Source organism: Arthrobacter sp. BL-252-APC-1A (genome assembly GCF_009696625.1).
GTDB lineage: Bacteria > Actinomycetota > Actinomycetes > Actinomycetales > Micrococcaceae > Arthrobacter_B.
Genome location: NZ_VULS01000005.1, coordinates 57,449 through 69,139, shown reverse-complemented (window position 1 = coordinate 69,139; position 11,691 = coordinate 57,449). Strand labels below are relative to the sequence as shown.

The 11,691-nt window shown below is 65.2% G+C and carries 11 protein-coding genes; 7 read left to right on the top strand and 4 right to left on the bottom strand.

From position 1 onward, the window contains the following. Nucleotides 1-6: 6 nt before the first annotated feature. The 3 genes from FYJ28_RS09225 to nadE form a co-directional block, all read right to left on the bottom strand. The gene (locus FYJ28_RS09225; RefSeq protein WP_055240577.1) at nt 7-861 is read right to left on the bottom strand and encodes a hypothetical protein; all 855 of its coding nucleotides are present in this window, start codon (nt 859-861) and stop codon (nt 7-9) included. A gap of 2 nt (nt 862-863) precedes the next feature. Next, nucleotides 864-1,667 (bottom strand): exodeoxyribonuclease III, encoded by an 804-nt coding sequence (locus FYJ28_RS09220; RefSeq protein ID WP_055240578.1) that lies wholly within the window; start codon nt 1,665-1,667, stop codon nt 864-866. A gap of 1,140 nt (nt 1,668-2,807) precedes the next feature. Then, nucleotides 2,808-3,629 carry an ammonia-dependent NAD(+) synthetase gene (gene nadE / locus FYJ28_RS09215; RefSeq protein WP_154579096.1) on the bottom strand — a complete coding sequence of 274 codons (822 nt, stop codon included), beginning with the start codon at nt 3,627-3,629 and terminating at the stop codon, nt 2,808-2,810. A gap of 113 nt (nt 3,630-3,742) precedes the next feature. On the opposite strand from nadE, the gene pyrE reads away from it, so the two are divergent. Together pyrE and FYJ28_RS09205 are read left to right on the top strand one after the other, a co-directional pair. Then, nucleotides 3,743-4,312, top strand: a complete 570-nt coding sequence (pyrE, locus tag FYJ28_RS09210) for an orotate phosphoribosyltransferase (protein ID WP_055240580.1) — start codon at nt 3,743-3,745, stop codon at nt 4,310-4,312. A gap of 26 nt (nt 4,313-4,338) precedes the next feature. Continuing rightward, entirely contained in the window at nt 4,339-5,346 is a 1,008-nt protein-coding gene (locus FYJ28_RS09205) for an alpha/beta hydrolase (protein ID WP_055240581.1), read from the top strand. A 14-nt stretch (nt 5,347-5,360) separates the two neighbouring features. Here the strand turns inward: FYJ28_RS09205 and FYJ28_RS09200 are convergent, their stop codons facing one another. Then, nucleotides 5,361-6,113 carry an HAD-IIA family hydrolase gene (locus tag FYJ28_RS09200; RefSeq protein WP_082413451.1) on the bottom strand — a complete coding sequence of 251 codons (753 nt, stop codon included), beginning with the start codon at nt 6,111-6,113 and terminating at the stop codon, nt 5,361-5,363. A gap of 151 nt (nt 6,114-6,264) precedes the next feature. Between FYJ28_RS09200 and FYJ28_RS09195 the strand changes: the two genes are divergently transcribed. From FYJ28_RS09195 to FYJ28_RS09175, 5 genes are all read left to right on the top strand, one after another. Beyond that, the gene (locus FYJ28_RS09195; protein ID WP_326831627.1) at nt 6,265-6,924 is read left to right on the top strand and encodes a TrmH family RNA methyltransferase; all 660 of its coding nucleotides are present in this window, start codon (nt 6,265-6,267) and stop codon (nt 6,922-6,924) included. Between the two features lie 30 nt (nt 6,925-6,954). Further along, nucleotides 6,955-7,932 (top strand): sensor histidine kinase, encoded by a 978-nt coding sequence (locus FYJ28_RS09190; protein ID WP_055240584.1) that lies wholly within the window; start codon nt 6,955-6,957, stop codon nt 7,930-7,932. Further along, nucleotides 7,929-8,612, top strand: coding sequence for a response regulator (locus FYJ28_RS09185; protein WP_154579094.1), 684 nt, complete (start codon nt 7,929-7,931; stop codon nt 8,610-8,612). Before FYJ28_RS09190 ends, FYJ28_RS09185 begins: the two co-directional genes overlap by 4 nt. 159 nt (nt 8,613-8,771) lie before the next feature. Further along, nucleotides 8,772-9,827: an ABC transporter substrate-binding protein gene (locus FYJ28_RS09180; RefSeq protein ID WP_055240586.1), complete on the top strand. Its 1,056-nt coding sequence runs from the start codon at nt 8,772-8,774 to the stop codon at nt 9,825-9,827. Between the two features lie 71 nt (nt 9,828-9,898). Next, on the top strand, nt 9,899-11,641 hold the full coding sequence (locus tag FYJ28_RS09175; RefSeq protein WP_229780377.1) for an ABC transporter permease: 1,743 nt from the start codon (nt 9,899-9,901) through the stop codon (nt 11,639-11,641). The last annotated feature ends 50 nt before the right edge of the window (nt 11,642-11,691 follow it).

Genomic DNA, 11,691 nt, shown 5'->3' with positions numbered 1-11,691 from the left:
CGCCCTCTAGGAGGCGCGGGCCAGCTGGCGGATGGGAATCCACCGTCCCGCAAGCCGCCGGTACGCTGCAGCGGCGCCGGTCATGTCGCCGTCGGCCAGCGATTCGATGCCCAGCCGCACGTCGGAAGGGGAATCGTCCGGATAGACCAGGTCTGCGACCAGTCCGTAGTCCAGTTCCAGCACCGCGGCGGGGGAGAAGACTTCCATCCACGCCACCAGGTCCGTCAGCTCGTCCAGCAGGTCCAGGTCCGGGGCGGCCAGAGCCAGAGCGGCAGCGGCGTGCCGGGCACGTTCAATGCACTGCAGAATTGGTGCCGAGAGCCGGACGGTCAGGACGCGGCCGTCTTCCTCGACCACTTCGGTCTGGTCGTCCTCATGCATCAGGACAAACCAGCCGAACGGCACACCCCAGGTTGCCGAGCGGGTGTGCAGCTTCGCGAGGGAATCGGCGAATGAATCAGGGTCGATCCGTGCGGCATGGGCCTCCCGAGCCACCTCCGGCAGGAGCACATCCACCAGCGGTCCGTGCACGGTTTCGCCGAGGGATTCCGCGGCGAGGGAAGTCCGCACGGCCAGCTGGTTCGGGCAGTACAAACGTGTGGTCGTGCCGTCCGGGCCCGGATGGTGCAGCACCCGGACAAGGTCCGTTGAATTGTGCGGGAACGGATCGGAAACGGCGCGCACCAGCCGCCGAACGGCGTCGCTGCGTTCCAGCACTTCCGTTTCGTGGCGGGCACGGGAGCGCTGGTCCAGGATGCGCAGCTGCTGGTCGTCGTCGAACGCATCCAGCGGCTCGTAGGCGCGGAGGTAGGACACGTAGGGGAAAGTCCGCCACACGGTAGCCTCCGGTGTCCCGGCCATGCTCAGTCCAGTTCCACGATCACGGGTGCGTGGTCCGAGGCACCCTTGCCCTTGCGTTCCTCCCGGTCGATGCTGGCGCCGGTGACACGTGCGGCCAGCGCAGGGGAGCCCAGCGCGAAGTCGATGCGCATGCCCTGCTTCTTCGGGAAACGCAGCTGCGTGTAGTCCCAGTACGTGTAGACGCCCGGGCCTTCGGTGTACGGACGGGCCAGATCCTGGAAACCGGCGTCGAGGAAGGCCTGGAAAGCTGCCCGCTCGGGTTCGGTGATGTGTGTGGCGTTCTGTGCGCGGAACCAGTCGATGTCCCAGACGTCTTCGTCGCGCGGGGCAATGTTCCAGTCGCCCATCAGTGCCAGGTTCAGGTTCGGATCGGCTTCGACCCACGACGCAGCCTGGTCCTTCAGGACCTTCAGCCACTCAAGCTTGTACGGCATGTGGGGATCGTCCACGGCCCGGCCGTTGGGAACGTAGAGGCTCCAGATCCGCACGCCGTTGCAGGTTGCACCAATCGCACGGGCCTCGGCGGCAGTAGTTTCCGCCGTCTTGCCGAAGTGCGGCTGGTCCGGGAAGGTGCGCTCGACGTCGTCGAGCCCTACCCGGGACGCAATGGCGACGCCGTTCCACTGGCTGAGGCCAAAGTGCGCCACTTCGTAGCCGTTGAATTCGAACATCTCCCAGGGGAAGTTGTCATCCTTGGCCTTGGTTTCCTGGATGGCCAGGACATCGACGTCGGAGCGCTGCAGCCACGCTTCAACGCGGTCGGCGCGGGCACGGATGGAGTTCACGTTCCAGGTAGCAATCTTCACCCTTGCTACGTTACCCAATCCGCGCAAGAGGGGCCTACGTTCTGGGACGCGCCGTTTCCGGCGGCTTAGGCGGGGCCCGCCGGGTGGTCCCGCCTGGGCGTCCGCCTGCCGGTCCTGCCTGCCGGGCCCGCCGGGCGCTGGGAGGACGGTCCGGAACGGCGGCAACGAAACTTCCGTGCTCGCAGGGCTCGCAGGAAGTATTAAAGCCGCCTAACCCGGACCGTCCTCCGGGCTCGTTAAGTGTCTGTACTGCCCCGGACCGTCTGTTGGTCCTTGGCTGTCCGCCTGACCTCGGCCCGGCACGTTTTCCAAGCTCGTTGGCCGTCCGCCTAATCCGGACCGCTCTCCAGGCTCGTTGATTGTTCGCCCGATCCTTGGCCATCCGCCTCGCCGTTCGGTTGAACCTGGGCTGTCTGCCTGCGCACGGTTCGCTTCTGTGCGGGCTGTGCCATTCGGGACATTTCAGCCGAAATGGGACATCCCTTCCGTGGCGGGACAATCCTGCCGTGGCGCCGCGCAGGGAAGTCCCAAAGTGGCAGGGTTGTCCCGGAGTGGCAGGGAAACCGACCCGTTGGCGGTCCCTAACTGGAGGAATGTCCCGGAATGGCAGGGAAACTGACCCGATGGCGACCCAAATTGGAGGGTTTACCAGTCAGGAGGGACTCAATCCGTTGTCACCGCCTCATCCGCCCGCCGTTCCCACGTTCTGTTGCAGATGGTGACTCCCGGGGTCACACCGGTAACAGGAGCACCTGAACGTGGGAAGGGTGGTCCGCCACGGTCCGGCCCCGCGATATTGGCACCCTGAACGAGGGAAATCCGAAAGACCGACTCCCACGCCCCCTCAACCACTGGCGGGCAGGGGCCAGCTTGGGCAGCTCCACGCCCAGCTCACCCCTCACAGACGGGCCGGGTTAGCCGACGCTCCAAACCAACCGCCGACGGGGGAGGGAACACGCTCACGGACGGGCCGGGTTAGCCGCCTCAAACCAACCGCCGACGGGGGAGGGAACACGCTCACGGACGGGCCGGGTTAGGCGGCTTTAATACTCCAAGCGAGCTCTGCGAGCGAAGGAGTTTCGTTGCCGCCGTTCCGGCCCGCCCGGGAGGCCTGCCTGGGCCCAACTCAACCGAAAGAACCTATTTCCACCAGGAATCAAGAATCGACACCGGCGTCGTCCGCTTGTGCTGCGTCATGAGGTACCGCTTCTCGATCTTCTCTGCTGCCTCATCGGAGACTTCCCGGCCCTCAAGGTAGTCGTCGATCTCGTCGTACGTGATGCCCAGCTCGGTTTCGTCCGTCTGGCCGGGAACGCCGTCGAGCAGGTCCGCGGTCGGGGCCTTGCCCACGAGCTTCTCGGGTGCACCGAGGGCAGTAAGCAGGGACCGGACCTGGCGCTTGTTGAGGCCGAACAGGGGCAGGATGTCCGCGCCGCCGTCGCCGTATTTCGTGAAGAACCCGGTCACGGATTCCGCGCCGTGGTCCGTGCCGATGACCAGCAGGTTGTGTTCGCCGCCGACTGCATAGTGGGCGGTCATCCGGACCCTGGCCTTGATGTTGCCCTTGTTGAAGTCGCTGAGCGGTCCGGCGTCCATGGCCGCGTACGCCTTTTCGAAACCGTCCACGGCGTCGCCAATGTTGTAGGTCCAGCAGGTCTTGGGCTGGATGAAGGACAGCGCCGCCTGGGCGTCGTCTTCGTCGTGCTGGACGCGGTAGGGCAGGCGAAGGGCCACGAAGTTGGCGTCCGTGCCCTCGGCGTTCAGCTCTTCGACGGCAAGCTGCGCCAGGCGGCCTGCCAGCGTGGAGTCCACGCCGCCGCTGATGCCCAGCACAAACCCCTTGGTGTGGGATGCGTGCAGGTAGTCCTTGAGGAAGTCCACCCGGCGCCGGATCTCCGCTTCCGGATCAATGGCGGGGTGCACACCCATTTCGGCAATGATTTCGGTTTGAAGTTCGCGCATGGCGTTCAGCCTATACAACGCGCTGTTGCGGAGGGCAGGTGCCGCGCGTTCTGTGACGCAGTTCAGCTCGACGGAACAGGGGCCGGATGCGGTGCTCGGATAGGATTGAGGTCATGACTTCCCCGCAGATCACCGCGTCCCGTGCCCGTCTCCTGGAACTGATCAAGGAGCTTGCCGTGGTCCGCGGAAAGGTCACTCTTTCCTCCGGCAAGGAAGCCGATTACTACATTGACCTGCGCCGCATCACGCTGCACCACGAGGCGTCACAGCTGGTGGGCGAAGTCATGCTGGACATGATCGATTCCGCGGGCATCCAGTTCGCAAGCGCGGGCGGGCTGACCATGGGTGCGGATCCCGTAGCGACCGCAGTCATGAACGCCTCGGCCCGCAGCGGGGGAACCGTTGATGCGTTCGTGGTCCGCAAAGCGCAGAAGTCCTACGGCATGGGACGCCAGGTGGAAGGCCCCGACGTCGCGGGCCGCGACGTCGTGGTCCTGGAGGACACCTCCACCACCGGCGGTTCGGCACTCACTGCCGTCGAGGGTGTGCGCAACGCCGGGGGCAACGTCGTCGCCGTCGCCGTGATCGTTGACCGTGACACCGGCGCGAAGGAGCGCATCGAAGCCGAGGCGGGCGTCCCGTACCTGTTCGCTTTTGGCAAGGATGAGCTCGGGCTCGACTAAAGCCCCTCACCGGTTGCACCGAGCCCATGAGCGATGACCCAGCGAAGGTCCTCCGCTATGCGGAGAGCCTGGGCCGCTTTTCCCGGCGACGGTTCCTCGTGGGAGCCGCCGCCGGACTGACGCTGGCTGCTGACCTCTTTGTCACCCGCCTGATCCAGGAGCAGCGCGAACAGCTGGAAATCCTCCCGGTGCGGGACGACGCCGCCGCCTCGCGCTTTCCGCGGGCTATGTGGTTCCTGTTCCCCGGCTACAAGACCAGCTGGGAAGAAGCCGTCTGGATCGTCAATTCCCTGCGTCCCGCGCTGGCAAGCCGGGGACAGATGGCAGCCGTCGGCTATTCAAACAAGGGCCTGGACATAGACACCATCGAGGCCGAGGTGTTCAGGTACATCCGTACCCGTCGGATCAACCGTGTGTACTTTTACGGTCACAGCTTCGGCGGCATGGTGGCCGTGGAACTGGCGGCACGGCTGCTGGCCCGCGGAGTGCAGGTTGAGCTGATCATTCTGGACTCCAGCCCGGCGGGCCGGTTCAACGTCCTGGACCAGAACATGATCCGCGGCGTGGTGCTGCTTTACGAGGCCGGTTACCGGATTCCCAGTGCGCTGCGCGGCGGCTACGAACTGGGGGAGCGGATCCTGCACAAGGACGAACGCAGCTGGAGCACGGTGGTGGACCAGACGCTGGAGCAGCTCTCTCCGCTGGCGCCGTCGAGCACCCTGATCCAGTCGGAGTCCTCCTACATCTACCATTACGACGCCGCTGCCTACGCCGGTGCCATCGGTGACGCCGAGCTGGCGTTCATTGGCAACCCCGACGACGAGACCGTGAACTACTACACCGCCCGCTCCCGCTGGACCGAGGTGTTCCCGGACAACATGGTCTCCAACTCCCTCATCACCGAGGGCGCCCGGCCGGCCCATGCGAGCCCGCAGTGGAACCCGGTGATCTACCAGCGGGTGGTGGAGCAGGTGCTGGACACCTATGCACCGCTGCCGGCTGTTGGCGGCGGTGGCAGAAAGATCCCGTTCTAGTCCCGGATAACCGGCTAGATAGTTCCGATCAGGTCTGCAACGGAGCCGATCACCTGGGTGGGCCGGAAGGAGTACCTGGCAATATCTTCGCGCTGGGTAATGCCGGTCAGCACCAGGACGGTGGTCAGGCCCGCCTCAATGCCGGCAATGATGTCCGTGTCCATCCGGTCCCCGATCATGCCGGTGGTCTCCGAATGCGCATCGATCTTGTTCATGGCTGAGCGGAACATCATGGGATTCGGCTTGCCCACAATGTACGGTTCCCGGTCCGTGGCTGCCGTGATCAGTGCGGCGATGGCGCCGGTGGCCGGAATGGGGCCCTCCGCCGACGGGCCCGTCACGTCCGGGTTCGTGGCGATGAAACGGGCGCCGTCCAGGATCAGCCGGATCGCTTTGGTGATGGTGCCGAATGAATAGGTGCGGGTTTCACCCAGGACCACATAGTCGGGGTTCGTGTCCGTGAGGATCAGCCCAGCCTCATGCAGCGCCGTCGTCAGCCCTGCTTCGCCGATCACGAAAGCACGCCCCGGGGAGGGGGAACCCTTGAGCTGGTCTTTCAGGAATTCGGCTGTGGCCAGCGCGGAAGTCCAGAGGTTCTCTTCCGGGACGTCGAGCCCGGAGGCATGCAGCCGGGCAGCGAGGTCCCGCGGCGTGTAGATCGAGTTGTTCGTGAGCACCAGAAAACGCTTGGAGGTATCTACCCAGCGGTTGATCAGTTCGGCGGCTCCCGGGATCGCCTGGTTTTCATGGACCAGCACACCGTCCATGTCTGTCAGCCAGCACTCGATGTTCTCGTTTTCGCCCACGGTTTCCCTCTCCACGGCAACGGGTCCGAAACCGCCCCGGGGAAGCTGGCACAGGCCAGCGGCTCCCGGTGCGGATGCGGGATGGTTCAGTCTTTCACCTTACGCTGGAAGGGTGATAGAGAGCCCTGAAACAAATCCCGCTGCCGAGCCGTCTGCGGTCCCCGAGGTCGGCGTCGGACCCTGGGAAGGGCCCTGGCCCGCGGGCGAGCAGTGGGACCCCGAACTCCTGGCCTCCGGCGACCGGCGCAATGTGGTGGATGAATACCGCTACTGGAAGCACGACGCGATAGTTGCGGACCTGGATTCCAAGCGGCACGAATTCCATGTCGCTATCGAAAACTGGCAGCACGACCTCAACATCGGCTCCGTGGTGCGCACCGCCAATGCGTTCCTCGCCAAGGAAGTGCACATCATCGGGCGACGCCGCTGGAACCGCCGCGGTGCCATGGTCACAGACCGCTACCAGCACGTCCGCCACCACCCCACGGTGGAAGAATTCACCGCCTGGGCAAGGTCGGAAGGCCTGGTCATCATCGGAATCGACAACTTCCCGGACTCGGTTCCGCTTGAAACCTACGACCTGCCGCGCAACTGCGTGCTGGTCTTCGGACAGGAAGGCCCGGGCCTCACCCCGGAAGTCCACCAAGCTGCCGAAGCGACCCTGTCGATCGCGCAGTTTGGTTCCACCCGTTCAATGAACGCCTCGGCCGCTGCCGCGATCGCCATGCACGGCTGGGTCCGCCGGCACGTGTTCGGACAGAAGGTGAGCTGAGACGAAGCCGCTGGTCCCGGCTGGAGCAGCATGAACTGGCTCTGGTATCTCCTGGCACTGGCCCCTTTGGCTGGTTTCCTGCCGCTGCGGCACTCAAGCCTGCCTCGGGTGGCCCGGGCGTGGCTTGCCGGACTGATCCTGGCCGCCTCCGCAGTGGTGCTCGCAATCGGGCGGTTCGTGGATTCCCCGCTGACGGTTGAAGGGCTCCTGGTCGCCCTTCTGGCAGGAATGCTCGCTGTCCTGCTCCTGGTGCTGCGGCGCTGGGCGTCGGACCGGGCGGAGGCCCACCGGCTGCGCGGAATCGCGCAGCGAAATGCGGACCAGATCTCCGTGGTGAGCCATGAAATCCGGACTCCGCTGTCCCTGATGAAAGGCGCCGCGGACCTGCTCGCCGAAGGCTCGCCCGGGCCGCTGACTGACAGCCAGACCCGGTTCGTGCAGACCATCAGCTCCAACTGCCACAGTGTCATCACTCTTTCCGAAGACCTGCTGACGCAGGCCAGGATCGACGCCGGCATGTTTGAGCTGCACCCGCAGCGGGTCAACCTGAGGGCACTGACCATGTCCGTCATCTCTGAACTGCGGCACCTGCACCCCCTGCCGATCGCCCTGGACTGCCCCGGGGCGCCGCCGCGGCTGTGGGCGGATCCGATGCTGATGCGGCAGGCCCTGACGAACCTGATCAACAATGCAGTGGCCCATGCCCGGAACGCGGAACTGATCACCGTGCGGGTGGTCAACGCCGACGCCCAGATCCTGGTGTCTGTTTCCGATGACGGCGAGGGGATCCGGGACGACGAGCGCCGCCGGCTCTTCGAGCGCTTCCAGAGCGGCAAGCCGCTCCGCGACGGCACAGGCCTGGGGCTGGTCATCACGCGGGCCATCATTCAGATGCACGGCGGCGACGTGTTCGTAGACAGCACTCCCAACAGAGGAACAACCATGCTCTTCACCCTTCCCAAGGACAGCTCACACAGCGTCGAAGCCGAACAGGGACTGCTCCGATGAGCACCAAGCCGCTGGCCCTGGTGGTCGATGATGAACCGCAGATGATCGACATTGTCAGCTTCGCCCTGGAAACCCAAGGCTTCACCACGCTGTCTGCCCGGGACGCAGAGAAGGCCTGGCAGGTCTTTAAATCAAGGGAGCTGGACCTGCTGGTGCTGGACGTAATGCTGCCGCAGTCCTCCGGCCTGAGCCTGTGCCGCAGGATCCGGCAGACCAGCACGGTCCCCATCCTGCTGCTCACCGCTCGCGGCGAAGCCAAGGACCGCGTCGCCGGTCTGGAAGCCGGTGCAGATGACTACGTGACGAAGCCGTTCCACCCCCGCGAGCTGGCGCTGCGTGCCGAAGCGATCGTGCGGCGGACCAGGGGCGCCGCCGGCCTCCGGGCCGAAGTGGTGTGCGGGCCGCTGAAGATTGCGGAAGGATCCGCCGTCCTCGCCGGGCACATCCTGACGCTGACCCCCACGGAGCTGCGGCTGCTGACTCGGCTGGCGGCGGAAGAAGGCAAACCGGTGAGTTTCCGGGACCTGCTGCTGGCGGGATGGCAGGTGGATGAAGGCCCGGGCGGCCGGCAGATGCTCAAGACGGCCCTGTACCGGCTGCGCAGGCAGCTCTCCGAACACGGCTACCCCCACGCCGTCGAGGCCGTCCGGGGGACCGGATACCGGCTGGGCATCAAATGAGGAGGCAGCGGCCGCAACGGTCACAGGACTGTGACCATCTGTGACCGCAAACGCCGCAGCGGGGTGGTTCCCCCTCCCTAGATTTGAATGGGCCGGTTCGAGGACGACACCGGATACATGGCAAGGGGCAGTGTGGCCCCTTCAACGAAAGGGACGCTGATGAAGCGCAAAGCCGCGCTCGCATTCGCCATTGGAGCCACAGCAATGCTGGGCCTGAGTGGTTGTGTGGTGGACGATTCGACCGCCGCCCAGGACGGTGAACTTGGCGGAAGCCTCACCGTAGCCTGCGGTGCCATGGAGGACTGGTGCCAGGCCATGACCTCTGCGTTCCAGGAAAAGACCGGCGTACAGACGAGCTTCGTCCGGCTCTCCTCGGGTGAAACAGTCGCCCGCCTCGAATCCGCCAAGGAATCCCCTGAATTCGACGTCTGGCACGGCGGCCCGGCCGACGGCTACGGCACGGCCAGTGCAGCCGGTCTCCTGGAGTCCTACTCCTCCCCCAACGCAGCGGACATCCCGGACAAGTACAAGGACGCAGACGGATACTGGACCGGCGTCTACGTCGGCACCCTGGGCTTCTGCTCCAACCAGGCCGTGCTGGACAAGCTCGGCGTCGACGTCCCCGAGTCCTGGGAAGACCTGCTGGATCCGAAGCTCAAGGGCCAGGTCTCCGCAGCGCACCCCTCCACTTCCGGTACCGCCTTCACCACGCTCTGGACCCAGGTTGTCCTAAACGACGGAGACCAGGACGCCGCACTGGGCTACGCGCGCAGCCTGCACAACAACATCCTGCAGTACTCCAAGAGCGGCACTGCTCCGGGCCAGACCGCAGGACGCGGCGAAGTCGCCGTCGGCCTCGTGTTCTCGCACGACTGCGTGAAGTACAAGGAAGCCGGCATGGATGACCTTGTGGTCTCCTTCCCCAAGGAGGGAACCGGCTACGAAATCGGCGGCGTAGGCGCCGTCAAGGGCACCAGGAACCTCACTGCAGCCCAGGCCTACATCGACTTTGCACTCACCGCGGAGGCGCAGGAACTGGGCGCCGGCGTCGGTTCCTACCAGGTGCCCACCAACCCGGAAGCCGCCATCGACGAGCGCATGGTCAAGCTGGACGACGTCCAGCTGGTCGACTACGACTTCAGCGAAGCAGCCAGCGCGAAGAAGGGCCTGACCCAGCGTTTCGACGCTGAAATCGCCGCCCAGCCGCGCGAGTAGCGTCCCTTCTCCACCATCCAGTACTACGTGCACGGCCCGCTGCGGCGGGCCGTGCACACCAGGAGCCTTTGTTGAGCCTCGAAACCCTGCAGCCGGTAGCGGCCCCCGCGCCGCCGCCCGCGAAGAAGACCGGGAAGAAGGCGGCCGGTCGCCGCCTGGACCCGCTGACCAAGATCGTCATTGGGATTGTCATGGCAATCCTGGTGCTCCTGATCGCCTACCCGCTGGTCCGGATCCTCACGCAGTCCTTCAGTGAGAGCGGCCGGGAAACCCTGGCTGAAATGTTCACATCGTCCACCAACCGCACCATCATCACGAACACCGTGGTGCTGGGCCTGCTGGTTGGTGCGTTTGGAACACTGATTGGCTTCGCCTTCGCCTACGCGCAGGCACGGCTGGAGTTCAAGGGCAAGAAGCTGCTGCACCTGATTGCGCTGCTGCCCATTGTCTCGCCGCCCTTCGCAGTGGCCACGGCAGTCATCACGCTGTTCGGCCGCGGCGGGCTCATTACCAACAAGCTCCTGGGCCTGGAATACAACATCTACGGGCTGACGGGCCTCACTCTCGTGCTGTCCCTTTCCTTCTTCCCGGTCGCCTACATGAACCTGCTGGGCATGCTGCGCAGCCTGGACCCGGCCATGGACGAAGCCGCGTCCATCCTGGGCGCCAACAAGTGGAAGATCTTCCGCAGCGTCACCCTGCCCATGCTGATCCCGGGTTTCGCCAGCTGCTTCCTGCTCCTCTTTGTTGAGGCAATCGCCGACCTCGCCAACCCGCTGGTGATCGGCGGCGACTTCACGGTGCTTTCCTCCCGGGCCTACATCGCCATTACCGGCGAGTACGACGTCGCGGCCGGCGCCGCCTACTCCCTGGTGCTGCTGCTTCCGGGCCTGCTCGTCTTCCTGGTGCAGCGCTACTGGGCCGAGCGCCGCAGCGTCGTCTCGGTCTCCGGCAAGCCCGCCGGCAGCGTACGCCTGATCCGCTCCGCCGCAGGCCGCATCCCGCTGCTGACGGTCGTCGGACTGATCGCCGCGCTGATCGTGACCATCTACGCGACGGTAATCATCGGTGCCTTCACCAAGATCCTCGGCGTGAACAACACCTTCACGCTGGCGAACTACCGCTACGTCCTGTCCGGCATCGGATCCGACGCCATGTTCACCACCACCATCCTGGCGCTTATTGCAACGCCGATCGCCGGCGTCCTGGGCATGATCATGGCCTGGCTGATCGTCCGGAAGGTCCGGCGCGGCCGAGGGTTCCTGGACTTCTTCGGCATGCTTGGCCTTGCCGTTCCCGGCACCGTGCTGGGCATCGGCTACGCCGTCGCCTTCAACAAGCCGTTCATCATCGGCAACATCCAGCTGCTTCCGGCCCTCGCCGGCGGCGCCGGCATCTTTGGCGGAGCCCTGGCGATCGTGATGGTCTACGTGATCCGCTCCATGCCGTCGGGCCAGCGTTCCGGCGTTGCGGCACTGCAGCAGATCGATCCGGCGATCGACGAGGCCTCCACCTCCCTGGGCGCCTCCTCGCTGACAACGTTCCGGACCATCACCCTTCCGCTGATCCGGCCCGCGCTGCTCTCCGGGCTTACCTACGCGTTCGCCCGGGCCATGACAACGCTTTCGCCGATCATCTTCATCACCACGCCGAAGACCAAGATCATGACCTCGCAGATCCTCTCCGAAGTGGACGCCGGACGGTTCGGCAATGCGTTTGCCTACTGCACCATCCTGATCGTGATTGTGCTGGCGGTCATCGGCCTGATGAACCTCCTGATCCGCGACCCCAAGGTCAAGACCCGCTCGCGCTAGCCGCACCGGCCTGACCCCATCAACTTTCTGACTTACCACCAAGAGGAAAC